The organism is Terrisporobacter vanillatitrophus (assembly GCF_051148895.1).
In the GTDB taxonomy this organism is placed as follows: Bacteria; Bacillota; Clostridia; order Peptostreptococcales; family Peptostreptococcaceae; genus Terrisporobacter; species Terrisporobacter vanillatitrophus.
Window position 1 is genome coordinate 883,539 of the sequence record NZ_CP154625.1, and the last position, 21,479, is coordinate 905,017.

The window sequence follows — 21,479 nt, forward strand, 5'->3', positions numbered from 1 at the left end:
ATATGATAGAGTTAAAAGCACCTTTTAAAAATGAAGATATAGAAAAGTTAGTTTGTGGAGATACTGTAAAACTTAGCGGTGTAATTTATACTGGAAGAGATGCAGCTCACAAAAGAATGATAAATGCAATAAATAACAAGGAAGAATTACCCTTTGATGTGAATGGAGCAGGGATTTACTATGTGGGACCATCACCTAGTAAAGAGAATCAAATAATAGGTTCAGCTGGACCAACTACAAGTTATAGAATGGATGACTTAACAGTACCTTTATTAGAGAGAGGACTAAAAGTTATGATTGGTAAAGGAAAAAGAAGTGAAGAAGTAGTAAATTCTATGATAAAAAATAAGGTTGTATATTTGGCAGCCATTGGTGGAGCTGGAGCATATATTTCTCATGCTATTAAAAAATGTGAAATAATAGCTTATGAAGATTTAGGACCAGAAGCAGTGAGAAGATTGGAAGTTGAAGATTTACAATTAATTGTTGCTATAGATTCTTGTGGTAATAATATATATGAAAAAGGAAGAGCAATGTTTGCAAAAGAATCACAATAAATTTAAAAACTAATAATTTGTCAAATGTTATAAAGGAGAAGTAAAATGAGTAATAAGAATTTTGCACAATTAGCACTAGAAATGCACAAAAATCATGGTGGAAAGGTTAGTATACAAAGTAAGGTTGAAGTAAAATGCAAAGATGATTTATCTACTGCATATACTCCAGGTGTTGCAGAGCCTTGTTTAAAAATAAAAGAAAATCCAGAAGATGTCTATAAATATACTTGTAAAAGTAATATGGTGGCAGTAGTTAGTGATGGGACTGCAGTTTTAGGTCTTGGAAATATAGGTGCAGCTGCTTCAATTCCTGTAATGGAAGGAAAATCAATATTATTTAAAGAATTTGGTGGAGTAGATGCTTTCCCAATATGTATAAACACTATGGATATTGATGATATAGTAAAAACAGTAAAATTACTAGAGCCTGTATTTGGTGGAATTAATTTAGAAGATATAAATTCTCCTAGATGTATAGAAATAGAAAATAGATTGAAAGAAGAATTAGATATTCCAGTATTCCATGATGATCAACATGGTACAGCAATAATTGTTTCTGCAGGAATCTTAAATGCAGTTAAATTAGCAGGAAAGAAAATTGAGGACTTGGAAATAGTTATAAACGGTGCAGGATCAGCAGGTATGGCTATTGCTAAAATGTTACTTAATTTAAATGTAAAAAATGTAGTTTTATGTGATAGAAAAGGTGCGATATGCAAAAATTCACAGAATATAAACTGGGCACAAAAAGAAATGCTAGATGTTACTAATAAATACGATGAAGAAGGAACTTTAGTAGAAATTATAAAAAACAAAGATGTATTTATAGGAGTTTCTGGACCAAACATGGTTACAAAGGAAATGGTAGAAACTATGGCAGATAAACCAATAGTATTTGCCATGGCAAACCCAACTCCAGAAATATTCCCAGATGAAGCTAAAGAAGGAGGAGCATTTATAGTAGGTACTGGTCGTTCAGACTTCCCTAACCAAGTTAATAATGTTCTTGCTTTCCCTGGAATTTTCAGAGGAGCTTTAGATGTTAGAGCAAGAGAAATAAACGAAGAAATGAAAGTTGCAGCAGCGTATGCCATAGCAAATGTTGTTAGTGATGAAGATTTAACAACAGATTACGTACTTCCAGATGCTTTTAATAAAAATGTAGTAGAAAATGTGGCAAAAGCAGTAAGAGAAGCTGCTATAAAAACTGGTGTGGCAAGAATAGAAATATAATTATTATAAATATAAAAATATTTTGATTTGAAAAAATGAAATTTAAGTACTACAATTAAAATAAATTAAAAAGTTTTACCTAGGGGTGCCCTAAAGGCTGAGAGATGGAAACATTAACCCTTATACCTGATCTGGATAATACCAGCGTAGGAAAGAGTAGAGTGTTATATGATGAAATATGTAAACTTTTACATATGATATGTGATTACTACAAGCTTTACCTACGGGTAAGGCTTTTTTTTATATATTAAATTAAGGAATAGGAGGTGTAACGATGAAGGTAAATGGGAGAATAGTAGAATTCCAAAATAATAAAACTATATTAGATTTATTAAATGATTACAACTTAAACAAAGATAGAGTTGTCGTAGAGATAAACTTAGAAATATTAGAAAATGAGCAATATGAAAACTATGTACTAAAAGAGCATGATGCAATAGAAATTATTAGCTTTATTGGAGGTGGTTGATTTGAGAATATTTATTAATGAAGTAGAAAGAGAAGTTGAAGATGATATAAGTGTTTTTAAAATTAAAGATATTTTCAATAAGTTTAGTGATGTTGTAGTTTTGAATGGATTTCCTATTAAAAAAGATGGAATATTAAAAGAAAATGACAGAGTAACTTTAATAGAAAAAGGAAAGAAACCATCTATGAATGAAATAGAAAGTCTTATGATTGCAAGACATACACCAAAAGTACATGAAAAATTAAAAGTAGGTAAGATAGCTATTTTGGGCCTGGGTGGTCTAGGTTCTAATATAGCTATCTCTCTAGCTAGAATAGGTGTAGGAAAGTTAATTTTGGTTGATTATGATGTTGTAGAACCTTCCAATTTAAATAGACAACAATATTTTATTGATGATATTGGAAAGTACAAAACAGAATCAATGAAAGAACATTTAGATAAAATTAATCCTTTCATAGATGTTGAAATACATAATGCTTATATTACTAAAAAAAATATGAATTTCTTACATGAAGTAGATATAATAATTGAAGCTTTTGATAATCCAAATTGTAAAGCTGAAATATGCAATTTTGTTTTACTTCATATGAGAGAAAAATACTTAATAGCATCTTCTGGTATGGCGGGATATTATGACTCAAATATTATTGTAACAAAGAAAATAAAAGAAAAATTTTATATATGTGGTGATTTTGTACATGAAGCAAAAGAGGGTGAGGGGTTAATGGCACCTCGTGTGGCAATTTGTGCAAATCATATGGCTAATTTAGCAAGTAAAATACTTATAGATTATATTTAGGGGGATAAATTAATGGATAAATTAATATTAGGCGGACATGAATTTGATAGCAGACTTTTAATTGGCACAGGAAAATACGGATCAAATGAAATACTTCCAAAAGTTATAGAAGAAAGTGGTAGTGAAATAATAACTATGGCACTTAGAAGAGTGGATTTAGATAATACCAACGAAAATATTCTTACATATATACCAAAAGATATGACTATTCTTCCAAATACATCAGGAGCAACAACAGCTGAAGAAGCTATAAGAATAGCAAGAATATCTCGTAAAATGGGATGTGGAGATTTTATCAAAATAGAAGTAATATCAGACACTAGATACTTATTACCAGACAATGAAGAAACAATAAAAGCAACTAAAATTCTTGCAGATGAAGGATTTGTAGTACTTCCTTATATGAGTCCAGATTTATATGCAGGTAGAAGATTAATAGAAGCTGGGGCGGCAGCAGTTATGCCACTAGGAGCACCAATTGGCTCCAATAGAGGTCTAAAAATGAAAGAGATGATAAGAATAATGATAGAAGAGTTGGATATTCCTATTATCGTTGATGCAGGTATAGGTAAGCCATCCCAAGCTATGGAGGCCATGGAAATGGGAGCTGCAGCAGTTTTAGTAAATACAGCCATATCATCAGCTGGTGATCCTATAGCTATGGGAAAGGCATTTAAAATGGCAGTAGAAGGTGGTCGTGCTGCATTTCTTGCGAAAACTGGAGTTGTATCAGAATTTGCCAATGCATCTTCTCCTCTTACTGGTTTTTTAGGGAATTTATAGGAGGTATATAGCATGAGTTTTTATGAAGTTATTGAAAAATATAAAAATTTTGATTTTGATAGATATTTTGAGAAAGTAAGTGATAGTGATGTACTAAGAAGTTTATCAAAAGATAAGTTAAATCACAAAGATGTACTTAATTTGCTTTCGCCTATAGCAAGAAAACATTTAGAGGCAATGGCTCAAAAAGCTAGTAAGTTAGCATTACAATATTGTGGTAAAACTGCCACTTTATATACTCCTATTTATATTGCAAATTACTGTGAAAATCACTGTGTTTATTGTGGCTATAATTGTCATAGTGGAATAAAGAGAAAAAAATTATCTTTAGAAGAAATAGAAAAAGAAGGAGACTGTGTTGCAGCTAAAGGATTTAAGCATATTATTGTTTTAACTGGAGAAAGTGAAACAAAGTCAAGTATTGAATATATAGGTGATGCTGTGGGAATTTTATCTAAAAAGTTTCCATCAATAGCTATAGAAGTTTATCCTATGGACGTGGACGGATATACACACTTAGTTTATAAAGGGGCAGATTCATTAACCATATATCAAGAAACTTATGATGAGGAAGTTTATAAAAAAGTACATATAAAAGGTCCTAAAGCTGATTATAGATATAGATTAGATGCACCAGAAAGAGGCGCTATTGCTGGGATGAGATCTTTATCCATAGGAGCATTGCTTGGTCTTAGTGATTTTAGAAAAGATGCATTTTTCTCAATTTTACATGGAGAGTATTTAAAAACAAAATATCCGCATATAGAGTTATCATATTCTGCTCCTAGAATAAGACCTTTTAAAGGAAGCTTTGAAGATGTATTAGAGGTGGACGATGCTACAGAGTTTCAGATTTTAACTGTTATGAGATTGTTTGATCCTCATGCAGCATTAAATGTATCAAGTAGAGAAACTTTAGACATGAGAAAGCATTTAATGCCTCTTGGAGTTACAAAATTAAGTGCAGCAGTATCAACAGATGTTGGTGGACATTCTCAAGGAGAAGAAAATACAGCTCAATTTAAAACTAATGATGATAATAGCATAGAAGAAGTAGCTAGTATGTTGAAATCAATTGGATATCAATATGTATTTAAGGATTGGGTGAGATTTTAATGTACTTGATAACCAATAGACATTTATGTGATGAAAATCATTACTTGTCAGTTATTGAAGAGGCCATAAATAGTGGAGTAAAAAATATTATTCTAAGAGAAAAAGATATGAGTGATGAGAAATTAACTAATTTATACAATAAGATTGTAAGAAAAACAAGTTATTCACATGATAAGTTTAACTTAATCATTAACAGTAATATAAACTTATACAAAAAGCTTAATTTCAGTGGCATTCATTTGCCTTTTGAAACATTTGTACAACTTGTTAAGGAAAGATTTATTTTTGAAGATAATAAAATTTTAGGTTTGTCTCTTCATAATACAAAGGAGATTAGCATACTAGAAAAAATTATTAAAGAAAACAATATAAAAGTAGACTATATAACCTTATCACATATATACGAAACTAAGTGTAAGGAAAACTTAAAACCTAAGGGAATAAATCTTTTAAAAGAAGGAAAAAAAATAACTAATATTAAAATTGTTGCACTTGGAGGCATATTACCTACAAATATTGAAGAAGTTTTAAAGTATGCCGATGATTTTGCTATTATGAGTGTTCTATTTACATGTGAAAATGTAGAGTTAAAAATAAAGGAATACAAATGTTACTAATTTAGTATATTGTGTAAAAGAATAGGAATTTAAATTAAAATAATATATAAAATTTTGAAAAGGCTAAATTAATAAATAATTTAGCCTTCTTTGATTGTGAAATATAGGAGATTAAGTCACTTGAATTTTATGATAAATAAAAAGGATATTTATTTAATTTGTGTAAATATACTTATTGTACTATAAATAAAGGGGCGAATTAAATGAAAAAGAGCGGTGTTATTATGGTAATAATATCTTTAGCATTTTTATTTTTTGTAAATGAATACTATAGATATGATGGATATAAAGACGTGGAAATTCAAAACATAGGAATTGCTAAAGTTCCAGAAAATTGGTATTGTGGAAAAACAAAAGATGGATTACTTTACTTTGCCAATATGCCTATAGAAAACGAAGGTTGTAAGGTTTACTTTATTCAGCATTCTATTAAGGATTACTCCCTAGACAAAAATCAGTCTGAATCAGGATATTTTTTGGACAACTACTATTTGGAAGATGTTCTTTCGATTGAAAAAATATTTGTATCTCCCTATGGAAATAACAATGTTTACTCCAATGGTTGTAGATATCAATCCTGTAATTTTTATTTAAATAATATTAAAGTAGATAGTTATTATATAGATTTTATAGGAAATAATACTAGGAGCATATTTTTTATTGTTGATGATTCCATTGATATTAAAACAATGGAGGATATGACAAAGTGGTTTAAAAAATATTAACAACTTACATTATATTGAAATTTTTTGAAAAATAAGTTATTATGTAAAATAACCTGTTAAATTATGTTGATAGGTTATTTTTTTAGTGAATTAATAATAATCTTTAAACAATGAATTAAAATAAAATTACAAATTAAATTAGAAGAGGAATTGTTATAAAATATTTAAAGTGCCAACTTCAAAGGAAGAGTCAGTTATGGAACTTTGTAAAAAAAGAAGTGCTAAGGTAATGATAAGTATAGCACTTCTTTTTTAAAAAAGAATAAAGTAACAAGTATAATGCATGGCAAAAGACTTACATGACTTTATGTAGAATTACTATATATTATGAAGTATTTTATAATAATTATGCAAAATTCATAAAATTATTTTTATGTATTATAAATAACAATAAAACACAAAGGGGGAAATCACATTATATGAAAGTAGAAAAAGTAGCAATATTAGGTGGAGGAAATGGTGGAATTACTGCAGCTGCAGACTTAACACAAAAGGGATTTTTAGTAAATGTATTTGAATCACAAAAATTTTGTAAAGACTTGCAATTTATTAAAAAAAATAATGAAATAACCATAGAGTATAAAGGTAATAAATCAGTTGAAAAAATCAATTTAATAACTGATAACTTAGAAAAAGCAATTGAAGGTTGCCAAATTATTATGATAACAGTGCCAGGAATGGGAATAGAATATTTTGCAGAGATACTTGCACCAGTGGTTGAAGAAGATCAAATAATTTTAATTAACTCTGCACCAGCTATGGCTTCTGTCAGATTTGTAAAAAAAGCAAGAGAAATGGGAATAGAAAAAGATTTTAAAATTGGAGAAACTAATTCTTTAACTTATGCTACAAGAGCATATGTAAATGAAGGAAGAGTGGATATTTCTTTAAAAGCAGGAAAAGTTTATTTAGCAGCTTATCCATCATGCAATACAGATGAAGTATTCAATGCCTGTGTGCAAATATATGATTGTTTTGTAAAAGCAGATAATGTAATTGTGGTCAATTTAGAAAATCCAAATCCCTTAGTTCATCCAGGACCAACTTTATTAAATGCAGGAAGAATTGATTATACTAAGGGAGAATTTTGGTTATATCAAGAAGGTATAACTGAACATACAGTAAATATAGTTAAAGCAGTAGAAAATGAAAGAGAAGCTGTGGCAAAAGCTTTAGATATTCAATTAGAAGATACTAAACAGGCTCGTATAAATAGAGGTTACTTCGCAAATGAGGATAAACCTTTACATGAACTTTTTAACACAAGTCCAGTTTTCAAACATATAAAAGGTCCAGCAAGTGTAGAAGGAAGATATATGGTAGAAGATATATCTACAGGTCTTGTACTTTGGTCTGATTTAGGAAAAGTATTAGACGTACCTACGCCTAATATTGACTCTATAATAGTTCTTGGTGGAACATTAATAGGAAGAGATTTTTATAAAGAAGGATTAACTTTAGATAGCATAGGTCTTGGACATTTAAATAATAAAGAGGACATTTTAGCCAATATATAATAAATTTTTAATAAAATAAAAAGGATATTAACATGAATAATTAAAAGAGGAGTAATAGCAATTCTATTACTCCTCGCTTATTTTTGTTAAAATTATTGGCGCCATAAACTTAAGGAAGTTAAGTTTATTTTAGGTAAGTTCCTTCTTCATTTTGAATTACTAATCCTTTTTTCATAAGAACACCTAAAGATCTTTTGAAGTTTTTCTTACTTGAATTAAATACAGTAGATATTTCTTCTGGAGAAGATTTATCGTTAAATCTCATAAATCCGTCATTTCCTTCCATATAGTTCATTATAGCTAACTCTAGCATATCTAACTCAACTTTTCTTTCTCCTCTAGGAGTAAGTCCAAGTCTTCCATCTTCATAAATCTTAATAACTTTAAGATTTTCTAATTTGTCTCCTATGTTAAGTTCAGTAAAATATTCGTTTTTTAATATAACTCCATCATATTTATTGTCTACACATATAGTTGCAGAATTGTTAGTTTGGAATCCGTAAACTACACCATCAACACTGTCACCAACTTTATATGAATGTTCCACAGATAAGTAAGGGAATATATCAGTAGTAGCAGCAAGTCTACCAGTTTTATCTTCGTAGATGTAGAATAAATATTTATTTCCTTTAGTCATTTCGTATTGTTGTGCTTTAAAAGGAACTAAGATATCTTTTGGAAGACCAACATCTATAAAACTTCCTATTTTTGTGTGAGCTACTACTTTTAAATAAGCTATTTCTCCAACCTGAGCTTTTGGGTATTCCATAGTAGCGGAAAGTCTTCCTTCAGAGTCTTTGTATATAAATACCTCTACCTCGTCACCAACTTCAATTTTATTTTTATTAAGTAGTCTATTGTGAAGAAGTACATCATCGCTAGTATGTCCAGTTTCAGCATCTAAAAAATATCCAAATTCAGCTTTTCTTTTAACTTTAAGCTTGTTATACTGTCCTAATTTAATCAAATTTTCATCTCCTTATTATGTTTGTAATATATGTATTATAATTTAATATAATAACATATTTAGCTTTAATTATACTTAAAACTTGTTAGAATTTAAAAAAATTATTTTAACATAGTAAAAAAGTAAAATAAATATTGCATTAACCTTCAATTATATTATAGAATTACTTGTGGACTATATTTTACTATGCCAACAACAATAATAAGGAGGAGAATAGTGAGCAAGAAGATACGCCTAGCAACAGTAGAAGATTTAGCGAGAATACAAGAAATATATAGACCTTATGTTGAACAAGAAGATATTGTTGTAAACTCGGAGCATAGAGTACCGACCATTGAGGAACTAAAAGAAAGATTTGATTTAGTAACTAAAGAGTTTCCGTGGTTAGTATGTGAAATAGATGATGTAGTTGTAGCTTATGCATATGCAGGAAAGCCATTTAAAAGAGAGGGATACAAATGGAATGCAGAACTTTCCGTATATGCTGATGAAAAATATCATGGCAGAAGATTAGCATCTGCACTGTATGAATGTTTATTAGAATTATTAAAAGAACAAGGATATTATAATGTATATGCTTGTATATTATCTATAAATGAGAAAAGCATAAAATTCCATGAGAAGTATGGATTTAAAGTAATGAGTATTTTTCAAAACTCAGTGTACAAACATGATAAATGGATAGATGTAATATGGATGAATAAAGTATTGAAGGAATTTAAAAATGATGTTAAAAATCCTGTATCAATATGGGATTTAGATAAAGAACTAGTGGATAATATATTAAATAAAAATGGGGATATAATAAAAGGGTAATAATATGGACACCAATCGGTTTATAAAAAAATATATAAAAACAAAGCTATCTTGATGAATGATACTATAATCATTACATAAAGATAGCTTTTTTACTTTAGATGCAAGAGTTGTTAAATGGTTAAATTTAACCATTTTAAAAAACAACTCTTTTTAGGGAAATTTAAAAAGATGTATTGTATTATCACAGCTATTTGGGGGAGCTGTGATTTTTATTTTGATATAAATATAATTTCTATTATATTTATAAAAATCCTTCTATGATAAAAAAGAATTATATTTTAAAAAAATTTCATAAATATAAAAAACTTTAAGATTTGGAAATGACTTCTTGTTTTTATTAGTAATAAAAATATGTTCACGTGGAAATCTATAATAAACCTATATTATTGTAGAAAAGAAGGAGGCAAAAATGAGAAAAGTAAAACAAAGTAGAAGAGAACTACGTGAAAGTGATATAAATAATTTTGTTAATCATGCAAGAACCTTTGAAGAATTAACGGATTTAATAGAAGATGAGAATGAAAAAGTAATTAAAAAAGTAAAAAAAGAAGAAAATCTAAAACTACCTTCTTATGAAGAAGTACATTATAGAAATGATAAATTTTAATATAGAAACTACTGGCGAAATAATGTCAGTAGTTTTTTACCATTTAAGAACTACTATAAATATGTAAAAAATGGTAAAAAATTATAATGTTATGTTATAATAAGTTGAAATAATAACTATTGATACAAATTAAACAAAGAATGTTAAAATAATTTGATAAAAATTTATAAGATACATAACATAAATAGGACCAGGTTATTTGTATAATTAAATTCGTATGGTTATTTTTCCCATGTCAATTATCTATAAAAATATGATAAAATATTTCAGATATAGATAATTAACGGACTTTTACATTTGGGTAAAAGTAAGTGTAAAAATATATGAGTAGGTGGAAGATAATATGAAACAAGTGAGTGTTGTTGGTATAGCAGGTGGAACTGCATCAGGAAAATCAACTATAGTAAGTTATATTAAAGAGTTTTTTAAGGATGATATAGAGTTAATTTGTCATGATAGCTACTACAAAGCTAATAATGATAAAACTCTTGAAGAAAGAAAAAATTTAAACTACGATCATCCATCATCTTTTGAAACAAAAAGAATGATAGAAGACATAAAAAAAATAAAAGCGGGAAATGAAATAGAAGTTCCTGTTTATGATTATACTAAACATACTAGAGCTAAAGAAACAGTGCTTGCTCACCCTAAAAAAGTTATTATAGTAGAAGGAATACTAATATTTGAAGATCCTGAACTTAGAGATCTGATGGATATAAAAGTATTTGTTGATACAGATGCAGATGAACGTTTAATGCGTCGTATATTAAGAGATACAAAGGAAAGAGGAAGAAGTGTTGAGTCAGTATTAGCACAATATGTTAATACTGTAAAACCAATGCATGAGCAATTTGTAGAACCTTCTAAAAAGCATGCTGATATAATAATACCAAGAGGTGGAGAGAATACTACAGGTATACATATCCTACAAGAGCATTTAAAATTAATATTAGGATAATTACTAAAAGCAGTTTATTATGAATTTAATAAGCTGCTTTTTTATCGCTCCTTAACAAATTGTAATTATAACTCTATAGGAATTATTTGTAAATTATAATATAATAAAATGAGTTAATAACTTAATTTGTTTTAAAGGGGGGGAATTTTAATGAAATATGAAAAATTAAGCAAGAAATCTATAAGTTGTATGTTTGTAGCCTCATTGGTACAATTTTTAATTACTAGTAGTATTTTATTTGTGATTTGGCTTATATTTGGTCATCACTTTTCACAAATTGTTGTAAATATTATGATAGGATTAGTTTTATTAGATTTTTTATATTTAATAGTATCACCAAAAATAAGATACGAAAGATATAGATATTCTATTACAGAAGATGCTATTGATGTTAAAGAAGGATTTATCTTTATAAAAAGAGGTATAGTTCCTATAGAAAGACTTCACAAAATAGCCATAGAAAAAGGTCCTATTGATAGGATGTTTAAATTGTCAAAAGTAATTGTTACTACAGCTGGTGGAGATGTTACAATTAGATTTTTAGAAGATGAAAAGTCTGAATTTATAGCTGATACTCTTAAGAAAAAAATAAATGAAGTAGCTATAGAATCAAGATTAGAGAAACAGGACAATTTATTATAAGGGGGTGGCATTTATGAGTGAAGAAAAATTTAGATGTCATCCAAGTATTATTGTTGAAAAAGCATGTGGAGTTATTACAGCATTGTTTTTTTTATTTTTTACAAACTTAGATGATTTGGAAGAAATGGCAAAAGGAGGATATAATAGTGAAAATTTATTAATTTTAGGAGCTATTCTTGGAGTTTTAGCTCTGATTTTAATTTACAATATTGTGGTTTGGGCTAAAACCTTTATAACCATAGAAGAAAATACAATAATTATTCAAAGAAATACAATTAATTCTAAGGAAAATACATTTGGAATTAAAAATATATCAAATATAAATTTGGAGCAAAATGTTTTTGAAAGAATAATTGGAACTTATAAAATAAAAATTGATACAGATAGCTTATCTACAGCCAATTCAACAGATATAGAAATTTTACTTTCTAAGAAGCATGCTTATGATTTTAAAAATAAAGTTTTATCTCTTATGAATAATGAAAAATTAAAGAACGTACAGAGTGATGAAAATAATATAAATATTAACTCATTAGGAGATGAAATCTATTTTGATTATGAAAATATAGAGTATGACATAGTTTATTCTGTAAATGATGTATTAAAGCATTGTTTTTATAATCTATCATTATTTGGCTTTATATTTAACTTAGGGATGATAGGATTTGTAGCATTTACTTCAGTTGGAATTGATGGTGTTAAAGGTTTTTTTGCACTGGCCCTAGTATTAATTACTTCTTGTATTTCTATACTTAAATTCTTTTTTGGAGATTTAATTAGATATTATAATTTTTCGATTAAACGTGAAAAAGACAAGCTTTACATAAGTTATGGTTTATTAAAAATGAAAAAGTTTGCTGTACCAATAAACAGAATTAACGCTTTAAATATTAAACAATCCTGCATATCTAGAGTATTTAAAAAATATCAAAGTGATATAGTAACCATTGGTGTAGGAGACGATAAGTCTGAAGGGTCTCAAATTTTATTGTCTAGCAATAAAGAAGACTTTATAAGAAATATGCAAATTTTACTTCCAGAGTTAAATTTGGAAGAATACTTAAACTTAGAAAGAGAATCGAAAAATCATCATATAATAAAGATTATTGAGATTATATTTGGAACAATATTCTGTTCTTTAATTTTATATTGTATTTATAAGTTTGACACAGGTCTTTCACCATTACTATTTTTAGGAATTGATTTTTTAATATTTTTAATTTTAGTATTATCTTATTATATGTCCTATATAACTTGCGGACTTTATATGGGGAATGATAGTATGTCTGTGTCTTGGGGAGTTTTTGCTAAAAAAATTAGTATTATTAAATATGAAAAAGTACAGTATATGAATGTTAGAGAAACACCTGTAAGTAGTAAGTTAGGCCTGTGTAGAGGAGAGCTTCATATTTTAGCCAGCCTTGGTAATGGTATAAGAACTTTAGGATACTATAATAGTAGTTTATTTGAAAAACTAAAAGATAAAATTTTATAGTTAATTATCAGATGAAAACTAATGTAACCTTAGAATTCATCTGATTTTTTTAATTTATGATATTTTATAAAAGTTGGTATATTTACAGCAAAAACTATTATGGTTACTAAAATTAACAGCAAAGCAAAAGTTTTATCTGTAGATCCTTTAGGAGAATATAAAATATTTAGTATTGAAAAAGAAATTAACAATATAAATGCAAAAAATCTAAATATTAATATTCGTTTAAAATAATAAATCTTAGATTGCACATTAGAAAATATACTAAGTTTACCTAACAACTTCTTTCTTCTGAAAAATACCCAATTTCTATAGTGGCATACATATTCAACGCTCCACTCATCTTCTAAATAATTAAGAAAGTCCTCTTGGTTAGGAGAAGAAGAAAGGTTTTCTAACAACTCAAGGAAGTAATGATATTCATCTGGATTACATTTTTCAAAATTATATTTACAAAAGCTACAACCATTTAAAGCATAGCCCTTTGAACACATTATATTTATCCATTTTTCTTTTTTCTCATATTCACCAAGTGCAAAAAATTTATAAATAATCATAAGAGCCCTCCAATTAAAGCCTGAGAATAGTTAAATGTGTTATATTTATATGATTTTTTATTTTATATAATAAGTATAGAACCATATTTAGCATATGTTAAGTATAAAGAATTTAATTTTTTAATTAAACTAAATTAAAGACTTTTTATATATAATGATTTAAAATTGTAATATAGTATAAGAATGTAAAATTAATAAATGAAGTGAGGTATTGTAATGATTTGTAGAGAATGCGGTGCGATGATTAAACATAACGAGGAATACTGTAGGAAGTGTGGCGCTTTAGTAATTAATTTTAATAAAAGTGAAAACAAGAGTTTGAAAGATATATGTATTGAAAATAACGCAAGAGGAAAATGGCAAAGCTTTATAAATAAAATTAGTAATAAAGATATAAAAGGTCATAAGGTTAAAGAAGTTAATAAATATAATTTAAATACAAATGATTTAGGTAATTTAGTTAATAAATATAGCAAATCAGTAAAAAAAATATTGTCTGAAGAGTATTACGCAAAAGAAAATAAGCTAAAAAAATAAGGAATTGAAATTAAGAATAATCTAATTTATAAAAATAGACAATAGTAAATTAAAAGGGGCTGTCGCACTAAAAAAATAGGGCGATGCCCTTTTTGCATAAAAAAATAAATCCCAAGTTCAAAAGATCTTGGGATTTTTGTATAATTATTTTATGACCAAACAAAATATTATACAAATTGATTATACTAAGTATGGTGATAATTATCAATTAAAATTACCACTAGAGATTGATTATTTAATTCCAAAAGATGATTCAGTGAGGTTATTAAGTCAAACTATAGAGGAGATGAATTTAGAAAAGTTATATCAGACTTATTCTCGAATTAGAGAAAATACAATAACCCCAAGAGAAATGTTAAAAATCATTGTTTACGGATATATGAATAGCTTATATTCTTCAAGAAAAATAGAAAATGCATGCAAAAGAGATGTTAATTTTATGTATCTTTTAGGCGGAGCCTCCGCTCCAGATCATTCAACAATTGCCAGATTTCGTAGTATACATTTCGCACCAGTATCTGAAGAATTACTTGTCCAATTAGCAAATATGCTTGCAGATAAAAATGAAATTTCAAAAGAAACAATATTTATAGATGGTACTAAAATAGAAGCGTCATCTAATAGATATACTTTTGTTTGGAAAAAAGCTGTAACAAAAAATATGCAAAAAATGATGGATAAAATACCTAATTTCGTTTTAAAATGTGAACAAGATTTTGGTATCAAATTAATTTATAAAAACAAAATCAAAATGCATCATCTAAAAAAATTACTAAAAAAACTTAAGAAAATAGCAAATGAAGAAGATGTTGTATTTGTTTATGGTAAAGGTAAAAGAAAATCGCCTATTCAAAAATCTATTGAAGAATTAGATAGCTATATTGATAGATTAAAAAAATACACTAAAGATTTACATATAATGGGTGAACGTAATAGCTACTCTAAAACAGATAAAGATGCCACTTTCATGAGAATGAAGGAAGATCATATGAAAAATGGTCAATTAAAACCTGCTTACAACGTTCAGTTTGGAGTTGATTCTGAATATATAGTCTGGATAAGTGCAGGACCTCAACCAGCTGACACAACTACTCTAATACCATTTTTACAAAATGCAGAGTCATATTTAAGTTTTAAATATCCTAAAGTAATAACTGATTCAGGATATGAAAGTGAAGAAAACTATGTACATCTAGAAAAAAATGGACAACAATCATTTATAAAACCAGCTAATTATGAAATTAGTAAAACAAGAAAATATAAAAATGATATTGGTAGAATGGATAATATGTCTTACAACGATAAAGATGACTATTATCTATGTAAAAACAATAAGAAATTAACTGTTACTAGCACAAAAACCAGAAAAAGTACAACTGGATACAAGTGTGAAATAACTTGTTATATGTGCGAAGATTGTAAAGGATGTCAATTTAAAACTAAATGCATTAAAGGAAATAACTGTAAAACTCCTTTAGAAGATAGAACTAAAAAACTTAATATTTCAAAAGTATTTAATGAAAAACGTAAAGGAAATTTACAAAGAATAGTGAGTACCGAAGGTATTCAACTAAGAATGAATAGAAGTATTCAAGCCGAAGGAGCATTCGCTCAAATAAAACAAAACATGGAATTTAGAAGGTTTTTATGTAAAGGTGAAAAAAATATTTTAGCGGAATGTATTTTATTAGGAATGGCTTATAACATAAATAAATTGCATAATAAAATACAAAATGGAAAATGTAAAACATCCCTTCATCCTTTAAAGAAAATCGCTTAATTTTAATATAGATAGCTAAAAAAACGGTATTTCAAATACCTTTATTTGTCATGCTTATTTTTAGTAAATATAAGTGAAATAAAATTATTTTCAGTAGTTTTGAGTTTTAAATAAGTAAAAAGGAGCTATCGCCCAACGATTTTTCAATCGTTTATGCGACAGCCTCTTTTTTTATCTTCAAAATAACAAAATATTACAATTTACTTAGGACAAATTATTTCACCAAAAAATTTATGAAAATTTAAATTTATATTAAATGAATTTATTATTAATATTAGTATATTTCAATTATAAAAATCATATTAAATAAGAAAACGGTTAGACATACTAAACTTTTTAATAATTAATATAAACATTTAAAAAGGTGAAAATAATAAAAACAAGCTATTTACAGGCTTTTAAAGTTTATCGAAAAAAATAAAAAAACAAAAAAGCTATTGAAAAATAGCTTTAAATTATATATAATATCTATTGGTGTTTAGAAATTATAAACTTAATGTTTACCTATAATAACATGGAAAGTAAAAACTAAGTTGAATTTATTAAACTAAAAATTTACTAATAATAAAAATAAAAATCGACATAAAATTATTGAAATGAATTTTATATGATAAAAGGGAGGTGTTGCTATGGATATAGGTGGAAAAATTAAACGAATGAGAATAGAAAAGCAACTGACCCAAGAAGAATTGGCAAACAGATGCGAACTATCCAAGGGATTTATATCTCAACTTGAAAATAATTTAACGTCACCCTCTATTGCAACCTTAATAGATATATTAGATATCTTAGGAACAAATTTAAGAGAGTTTTTCAATGAAATAAGCGATGAAAAAATCACCTTTACAAAGGATGATATGTTCGAAACGGAAGACGAAGATCTAAAATACACATTAAAATGGTTAGTTCCAAATTCACAAAAAAATGATATGGAACCTATAATAATAACCCTACAACCAGGTGGACAATATAAAGAAGATAAGCCGCATGAAGGTGAAGAATTCGGATATGTTCTAACGGGTTCAATATTCCTTCATTTAGGAGATAAGAAAAATAAAGTAAGAAAGGGCGAGAGTTTTTACTTTAAGCCTAGAGCTAATCACTATATTTCTAACCCAGGTAAAAACGAAGCGAAAGTGGTTTGGGTAAGTACACCACCAATGTTTTAATAGGGACGACACAATACAACTCCTTGACGTCATGAGCAAAGCAAATTTTAAGCAACGGAGTTGTCTGAAGCCATAGGGAAGACATCTCCTTGACGTCATGAGCGAAGGGAATTTTAAATAACGGAGTTGTGTGAAGCCATAGCGAAGACATCTCGTTGACGTTATGAGCGAAGGGAATTTTTTAGAATAAAAGAGGTGTTTATATTTGAAACAAGAGAACATAATTGAATTAAAAAATATATCAAAAACATATGAAGACAATGAGGTATTAAAATGCCTTAATTTAGATATAAGAAAAAATGAATTTTTAACTTTACTAGGACCAAGTGGATGTGGTAAAACAACTACTTTAAAAATAATAGCTGGTTTTGAATTTGCTGATGATGGAAGTGTTTTATTCCAAGGTAAAAATGTAAATGAAATACCACCATACGAAAGACCAGTAAATACCGTTTTCCAAAAATATGCCTTATTTCCACATATGAATGTATATGAAAATATAGCTTTTGGATTAAAAATAAAAAAAATGGAACAAAAGGCTATAAATGAAAAAGTTAAAACAATTCTTAAACTTGTGGCACTACCAGGATTTGAAGGTAGAAGTATAGATTCATTAAGTGGTGGTCAACAACAAAGGGTTGCCATAGCAAGAGCATTAGTAAATGAGCCAAAAGTACTTTTACTAGATGAGCCTTTAGGTGCATTGGATCTGAAATTAAGACAAGAAATGCAAAGAGAACTTAAAAATATACAAAAACAATTAGGAATAACCTTTATATTTGTTACTCATGACCAAGAGGAAGCATTATCAATGTCAGATACTATTGTTGTTATGAATAAAGGTAAAATACAACAAATGGGAACTCCAGAAGATATTTATAATGAGCCAGAAAATGCTTTTGTTGCTAGATTTATAGGTGAAAGTAACATAATAGATGGTATTATGCATGAAGATTATTTAGTTGAATTCTGTGAAAAAAGTTTCAAATGTGTAGATAAAGGATTTGAAAAGAATGAAGAAATAGAGATTGTTATAAGACCAGAGGATATAAAAATGGTTAAACCAGAAGAAGGTATGTTAAAAGGTGAAGTAACGTCTTGTGTATTCAAGGGGGTTCACTATGAAATGACAGTAGATTCTTGTGGATTAACTTGGTTACTTCATAATACTAAATCAGCAGAGGTTGGAAGCAAATTAGGTATGGATATATACCCAGAAGACATACATATCATGAAAAAAATAGGGGATGAGGAGTCAAATGAGTAAAGGTGATAATAAATTAGGCTTAAAGATAACATCTCCATATATTTTATGGAGTGCATTATTCATAGTAATTCCTTTATTTCTAATTGTATTCTTTGGTTTTACAAAAATGGAAGGTGGAATTTACGCTTTCAGCTTAGAAAACTTTAAGGAATTAATGAATCCATTATACTTTAAAGTATTTTGGAGATCCATAACACTTGCAGTAATATCAACAATATTATGCTTATTAATTGGATATCCTACAGCTTATATAATATCTAAATCAAAAGTGTCTAGACAAAGTACTTTATTAATGCTTGCTATAATACCAATGTGGATGAACTTCTTACTTAGAACTTATGCATGGTCAGCAATTCTTGGCAGAGAAGGAATACTAAACACATTTTTAAATACAATAGGACTAAATTCGATTAATATTTTATACACAGATTCAGCAGTACTTTTAGGTATGGTTTATAACTTTTTACCATTTATGATATTACCAATTTATACTGTATTATCAAAGATGGATCAAGACTTAATAAATGCGGCAAAAGACCTAGGTGCTAATGGAAGACAAGTGTTTTCTAAGGTTATACTTCCACTTAGCATGCCAGGAGTAGTATCAGGAATAACAATGGTATTTATGCCAGCAGTATCCACTTTCGTAATTTCTAAATTGCTAGGTGGAGGCCAATTTATGTTGATTGGTAACCTAATAGAGCAACAGTTTATGTCTGTTGGGGATTGGCATTTTGGTTCAGCTATATCTTTATTTATGATGATAGTAATCTTAATTACTATGGCAATAATGAATAAATTTAGTGACGATTCAGACAAGGAAGGTGGTGGATTACTATTATAAAGAAATTCACATCAAATATATATTTAACTCTAGTGTATATATTTTTATATCTACCAATAATAACACTAGGAGTGTTTTCATTTAATGAATCAAAATCCATGGCCAAGTGGAATGGATTCTCATTAAAATGGTATGAAAAATTATTAGATAATTCCAGAATAATGGATGCTCTATATTATACTTTGCTAGTAGCAATAGTAGCGTCTGTAATTGCAACAATAGTAGGTACAATTACAGCAATAGGTATACATAAGATGAGACAAGTGAAGTTAAGAGGATTACTTTTAAATGTAAACTACCTTCCCGTATTAAATCCGGATATAGTAACAGGGGTGGCATTAATGTCATTATTCGTATTTGTTAATATGGAATTTGGATTAACTACAATGTTATTATCTCATATAGTTTTCAATATACCTTATGTAATACTTTCTGTTTTACCTAAGTTAAAACAATTACCAGCAAATATTGAAGAGGCAGCTCTAGATTTAGGAGCAACACCATGGTATGCCCTTAGAAAAGTAGTATTACCACAAATAAAACCAGGTATAATATCTGGAATGATTATAGCTTTTACAATGTCAATAGATGACTTTGTTATTAGTTTCTTTACAACAGGAAATGGTGTAACAAACTTAGCTATAGAAGTATACTCAATGACAAGAAGAGGTATTTCACCAGAGATAAATGCATTATCTACAATAATGTTTGTAAGTGTTCTTATATTATTAGCTTTATCTAATATATCACAAAATAAAAAGGCAACAAATAATTAGGATCGTATTAAGGGAGGATAAAATATGAAATTTAAAAAAATATCTGCGCTAGCATTAACTTTCATAATGACTGCATCTATATTGGTAGGTTGTGGAGGTTCTAAATCAAGTGAAGTTTTAAATGTTTATAACGTTGGAGACTATATAGATGAAGATCTTATAACGAAATTTGAAGATGAAACAGGTATAAAAGTAGTATATGAAACTTATGATACAAATGAAGCAATGTATCAAAAACTTAAAAGTGGAAGTAGTAATTACGATTTAATATTCCCATCTGACTATATGGTGGAAAAATTAAAAGAAGAAGACATGTTAAATGAAATAGATTATTCAAATATACCTAATTATGAAAAGAATATGATGGATAATTTTAAAACTACTGAATATGATAAGAACAATAAATACAGTGTACCTTACTTATGGGGAACATTTGGTATAGTTTACAATAAAACTAAAGTAGATAAAAAAGATTTAAAAAACTGGGATATACTTTGGAATAAAAAATATGAAGGTCAAATACAAATGTTAGACTCTGTTAGAGACACTATGGGTATTGCTTTGATGAAATTAGGGTATTCAATAAATACTAAAGATAAAAAAGAAATAGAAGAAGCTAAAAACTTATTAATAGAACAATTACCACTTGTTCAAGCTTATGTAAATGATGACGGAAAAGATAGATTAATAGCTGGTGATGCGGCTATGGGAATATACTATTCAGGAGACGCATCAGTAATGATAGAAGAAAATCCTGATTTAGCGTACTATATACCAGAGACTGGAACTAACCAATGGATAGATGCTATGTGTATACCAAAAACTGCAGAAAACAAAAAAGAAGCGGAACAATTTATAAACTTCATGTTAGATGGAGAAAATGCAACACAAAACGTAGAGTACATACAATACTCTACTCCAAATAAAGCAGCATTTGATTTACTAAGTGACAAACTTAAAAATGATCCAAATGCTTATCCAGATGAAAAAGTTTTAGAAAAATGTCAAACATTTTTAAACTTACCATCAGATGTATTAAAACTATATGATGATGCTTGGACAAGAATAAAATCACAATAGTTTTTTAACTTAATTATCCTATTTTGATTTTGTAGGCTGATGTAAATAAGAAAATAACTTCTTATTTACATCAGCCTTTTGAATTTGAAAATAAGTCTGTATATACATAATTTTCCAAATATTTTAGAGACAATTGTAAAAAATATATTTTGAGTATATAATGTG

Annotated in this window: 23 protein-coding genes and 1 riboswitch; of the genes, 21 read left to right on the forward strand and 2 right to left on the reverse strand. The window is 27.8% G+C overall.

All coding sequences use genetic code 11. The features are described from left to right. Window positions 1-2 precede the first annotated feature (2 nt). From TVTCOM_RS04495 to TVTCOM_RS04535, 9 genes are all read left to right on the forward strand, one after another. Entirely contained in the window at window positions 3-557 is a 555-nt protein-coding gene (locus tag TVTCOM_RS04495) for a Fe-S-containing hydro-lyase (RefSeq protein ID WP_434798652.1), read from the forward strand. A gap of 45 nt (window positions 558-602) precedes the next feature. Continuing rightward, window positions 603-1,790, forward strand: coding sequence for an NAD(P)-dependent malic enzyme (locus TVTCOM_RS04500; protein ID WP_434798653.1), 1,188 nt, complete (start codon window positions 603-605; stop codon window positions 1,788-1,790). A gap of 71 nt (window positions 1,791-1,861) precedes the next feature. After that, window positions 1,862-1,961, forward strand: a riboswitch (TPP riboswitch). Between the two features lie 103 nt (window positions 1,962-2,064). Next, the gene (gene thiS / locus TVTCOM_RS04505; RefSeq protein ID WP_434798654.1) at window positions 2,065-2,259 is read left to right on the forward strand and encodes a sulfur carrier protein ThiS; all 195 of its coding nucleotides are present in this window, start codon (window positions 2,065-2,067) and stop codon (window positions 2,257-2,259) included. Beyond that, window positions 2,252-3,058, forward strand: a complete 807-nt coding sequence (gene thiF / locus TVTCOM_RS04510; protein WP_434798655.1) for a sulfur carrier protein ThiS adenylyltransferase ThiF — start codon at window positions 2,252-2,254, stop codon at window positions 3,056-3,058. Before thiS ends, thiF begins: the two co-directional genes overlap by 8 nt. A gap of 12 nt (window positions 3,059-3,070) precedes the next feature. Next, the gene (locus TVTCOM_RS04515; RefSeq protein ID WP_434798656.1) at window positions 3,071-3,841 is read left to right on the forward strand and encodes a thiazole synthase; all 771 of its coding nucleotides are present in this window, start codon (window positions 3,071-3,073) and stop codon (window positions 3,839-3,841) included. 12 nt (window positions 3,842-3,853) lie between these two features. Beyond that, on the forward strand, window positions 3,854-4,957 hold the full coding sequence (gene thiH / locus TVTCOM_RS04520) for a 2-iminoacetate synthase ThiH (protein WP_434798657.1): 1,104 nt from the start codon (window positions 3,854-3,856) through the stop codon (window positions 4,955-4,957). Further along, window positions 4,957-5,574 (forward strand): thiamine phosphate synthase, encoded by a 618-nt coding sequence (locus tag TVTCOM_RS04525; RefSeq protein WP_434798658.1) that lies wholly within the window; start codon window positions 4,957-4,959, stop codon window positions 5,572-5,574. The genes thiH and TVTCOM_RS04525 overlap by 1 nt, the downstream gene beginning before the upstream one ends. Window positions 5,575-5,777: 203 nt before the next feature. Beyond that, window positions 5,778-6,299, forward strand: coding sequence for a hypothetical protein (locus tag TVTCOM_RS04530; protein WP_434798659.1), 522 nt, complete (start codon window positions 5,778-5,780; stop codon window positions 6,297-6,299). 419 nt (window positions 6,300-6,718) lie between these two features. Continuing rightward, window positions 6,719-7,816 carry an NAD/NADP octopine/nopaline dehydrogenase family protein gene (locus tag TVTCOM_RS04535; RefSeq protein ID WP_434798660.1) on the forward strand — a complete coding sequence of 366 codons (1,098 nt, stop codon included), beginning with the start codon at window positions 6,719-6,721 and terminating at the stop codon, window positions 7,814-7,816. Window positions 7,817-7,940: 124 nt separating this feature from the next. On the opposite strand, the gene TVTCOM_RS04540 is transcribed toward TVTCOM_RS04535, so the two are convergent. Further along, window positions 7,941-8,783 carry a CvfB family protein gene (locus tag TVTCOM_RS04540; protein WP_434798661.1) on the reverse strand — a complete coding sequence of 281 codons (843 nt, stop codon included), beginning with the start codon at window positions 8,781-8,783 and terminating at the stop codon, window positions 7,941-7,943. A 216-nt stretch (window positions 8,784-8,999) separates the two neighbouring features. Between TVTCOM_RS04540 and TVTCOM_RS04545 the strand changes: the two genes are divergently transcribed. The 5 genes from TVTCOM_RS04545 (at window position 9,000) to TVTCOM_RS04565 (ending at window position 13,304) form a co-directional block, all read left to right on the forward strand. After that, the gene (locus tag TVTCOM_RS04545) at window positions 9,000-9,599 is read left to right on the forward strand and encodes a GNAT family N-acetyltransferase (RefSeq protein ID WP_434798662.1); all 600 of its coding nucleotides are present in this window, start codon (window positions 9,000-9,002) and stop codon (window positions 9,597-9,599) included. Between the two features lie 412 nt (window positions 9,600-10,011). Further along, a complete protein-coding gene (locus tag TVTCOM_RS04550; protein WP_434798663.1) occupies window positions 10,012-10,209 on the forward strand; it encodes a hypothetical protein in 198 nt (65 codons plus the stop codon). 343 nt (window positions 10,210-10,552) lie between these two features. Beyond that, entirely contained in the window at window positions 10,553-11,167 is a 615-nt protein-coding gene (gene udk / locus TVTCOM_RS04555; protein WP_434798664.1) for a uridine kinase, read from the forward strand. Window positions 11,168-11,317: 150 nt separating this feature from the next. After that, entirely contained in the window at window positions 11,318-11,809 is a 492-nt protein-coding gene (locus TVTCOM_RS04560; protein WP_434798665.1) for a PH domain-containing protein, read from the forward strand. A 13-nt stretch (window positions 11,810-11,822) separates the two neighbouring features. Further along, window positions 11,823-13,304, forward strand: a complete 1,482-nt coding sequence (locus TVTCOM_RS04565; protein ID WP_434798666.1) for a PH domain-containing protein — start codon at window positions 11,823-11,825, stop codon at window positions 13,302-13,304. Window positions 13,305-13,333: 29 nt separating this feature from the next. On the opposite strand, the gene TVTCOM_RS04570 is transcribed toward TVTCOM_RS04565, so the two are convergent. Next, entirely contained in the window at window positions 13,334-13,861 is a 528-nt protein-coding gene (locus TVTCOM_RS04570; RefSeq protein WP_434798667.1) for a DUF2812 domain-containing protein, read from the reverse strand. Window positions 13,862-14,077: 216 nt separating this feature from the next. Here TVTCOM_RS04570 and TVTCOM_RS04575 point away from each other — a divergent pair, with 216 nt between their 5' ends. The 7 genes from TVTCOM_RS04575 to TVTCOM_RS04605 all read left to right on the forward strand — a co-directional run bounded on the left by TVTCOM_RS04575 (window position 14,078) and on the right by TVTCOM_RS04605 (window position 21,314). Then, the gene (locus TVTCOM_RS04575; protein WP_434798668.1) at window positions 14,078-14,398 is read left to right on the forward strand and encodes a hypothetical protein; all 321 of its coding nucleotides are present in this window, start codon (window positions 14,078-14,080) and stop codon (window positions 14,396-14,398) included. A 151-nt stretch (window positions 14,399-14,549) separates the two neighbouring features. After that, window positions 14,550-16,178 carry an IS1182 family transposase gene (locus TVTCOM_RS04580; RefSeq protein ID WP_434798669.1) on the forward strand — a complete coding sequence of 543 codons (1,629 nt, stop codon included), beginning with the start codon at window positions 14,550-14,552 and terminating at the stop codon, window positions 16,176-16,178. A 629-nt stretch (window positions 16,179-16,807) separates the two neighbouring features. Continuing rightward, window positions 16,808-17,347: a helix-turn-helix domain-containing protein gene (locus TVTCOM_RS04585; protein WP_434798670.1), complete on the forward strand. Its 540-nt coding sequence runs from the start codon at window positions 16,808-16,810 to the stop codon at window positions 17,345-17,347. A 205-nt stretch (window positions 17,348-17,552) separates the two neighbouring features. After that, window positions 17,553-18,614, forward strand: a complete 1,062-nt coding sequence (potA, locus tag TVTCOM_RS04590; RefSeq protein ID WP_434798671.1) for a spermidine/putrescine ABC transporter ATP-binding protein — start codon at window positions 17,553-17,555, stop codon at window positions 18,612-18,614. Then, the gene (locus tag TVTCOM_RS04595; protein ID WP_434798672.1) at window positions 18,607-19,458 is read left to right on the forward strand and encodes an ABC transporter permease; all 852 of its coding nucleotides are present in this window, start codon (window positions 18,607-18,609) and stop codon (window positions 19,456-19,458) included. Before potA ends, TVTCOM_RS04595 begins: the two co-directional genes overlap by 8 nt. A 98-nt stretch (window positions 19,459-19,556) precedes the next feature. Beyond that, window positions 19,557-20,234 (forward strand): ABC transporter permease, encoded by a 678-nt coding sequence (locus tag TVTCOM_RS04600; RefSeq protein ID WP_434798673.1) that lies wholly within the window; start codon window positions 19,557-19,559, stop codon window positions 20,232-20,234. Window positions 20,235-20,258: 24 nt separating this feature from the next. Continuing rightward, window positions 20,259-21,314, forward strand: a complete 1,056-nt coding sequence (locus TVTCOM_RS04605) for an ABC transporter substrate-binding protein (protein WP_434798674.1) — start codon at window positions 20,259-20,261, stop codon at window positions 21,312-21,314. Window positions 21,315-21,479: the final 165 nt, after the last annotated feature.

Excerpts from the sequence above, each read along its gene's own strand:
- TVTCOM_RS04565 (WP_434798666.1), top strand. The coding sequence starts at position 11,823 with ATGAGTGAAGAAAAATTTAGATGTCATCCAAGTATTATTGTTGAAAAA.
- TVTCOM_RS04495 (WP_434798652.1), top strand. The coding sequence starts at position 3 with ATGATAGAGTTAAAAGCACCTTTTAAAAATGAAGATATAGAAAAGTTA.
- thiH (WP_434798657.1), top strand. The coding sequence starts at position 3,854 with ATGAGTTTTTATGAAGTTATTGAAAAATATAAAAATTTTGATTTTGAT.
- TVTCOM_RS04530 (WP_434798659.1), top strand. The coding sequence starts at position 5,778 with ATGAAAAAGAGCGGTGTTATTATGGTAATAATATCTTTAGCATTTTTA.
- TVTCOM_RS04500 (WP_434798653.1), top strand. The coding sequence starts at position 603 with ATGAGTAATAAGAATTTTGCACAATTAGCACTAGAAATGCACAAAAAT.
- TVTCOM_RS04600 (WP_434798673.1), top strand. The coding sequence starts at position 19,557 with ATGGCCAAGTGGAATGGATTCTCATTAAAATGGTATGAAAAATTATTA.
- thiS (WP_434798654.1), top strand. The coding sequence starts at position 2,065 with ATGAAGGTAAATGGGAGAATAGTAGAATTCCAAAATAATAAAACTATA.
- udk (WP_434798664.1), top strand. The coding sequence starts at position 10,553 with ATGAAACAAGTGAGTGTTGTTGGTATAGCAGGTGGAACTGCATCAGGA.
- TVTCOM_RS04535 (WP_434798660.1), top strand. The coding sequence starts at position 6,719 with ATGAAAGTAGAAAAAGTAGCAATATTAGGTGGAGGAAATGGTGGAATT.
- TVTCOM_RS04580 (WP_434798669.1), top strand. The coding sequence starts at position 14,550 with ATGACCAAACAAAATATTATACAAATTGATTATACTAAGTATGGTGAT.
- TVTCOM_RS04560 (WP_434798665.1), top strand. The coding sequence starts at position 11,318 with ATGAAATATGAAAAATTAAGCAAGAAATCTATAAGTTGTATGTTTGTA.
- TVTCOM_RS04550 (WP_434798663.1), top strand. The coding sequence starts at position 10,012 with ATGAGAAAAGTAAAACAAAGTAGAAGAGAACTACGTGAAAGTGATATA.
- TVTCOM_RS04525 (WP_434798658.1), top strand. The coding sequence starts at position 4,957 with ATGTACTTGATAACCAATAGACATTTATGTGATGAAAATCATTACTTG.
- TVTCOM_RS04595 (WP_434798672.1), top strand. The coding sequence starts at position 18,607 with ATGAGTAAAGGTGATAATAAATTAGGCTTAAAGATAACATCTCCATAT.
- TVTCOM_RS04585 (WP_434798670.1), top strand. The coding sequence starts at position 16,808 with ATGGATATAGGTGGAAAAATTAAACGAATGAGAATAGAAAAGCAACTG.
- TVTCOM_RS04575 (WP_434798668.1), top strand. The coding sequence starts at position 14,078 with ATGATTTGTAGAGAATGCGGTGCGATGATTAAACATAACGAGGAATAC.
- TVTCOM_RS04605 (WP_434798674.1), top strand. The coding sequence starts at position 20,259 with ATGAAATTTAAAAAAATATCTGCGCTAGCATTAACTTTCATAATGACT.
- TVTCOM_RS04570 (WP_434798667.1), bottom strand. The coding sequence starts at position 13,861 with ATGATTATTTATAAATTTTTTGCACTTGGTGAATATGAGAAAAAAGAA.
- TVTCOM_RS04515 (WP_434798656.1), top strand. The coding sequence starts at position 3,071 with ATGGATAAATTAATATTAGGCGGACATGAATTTGATAGCAGACTTTTA.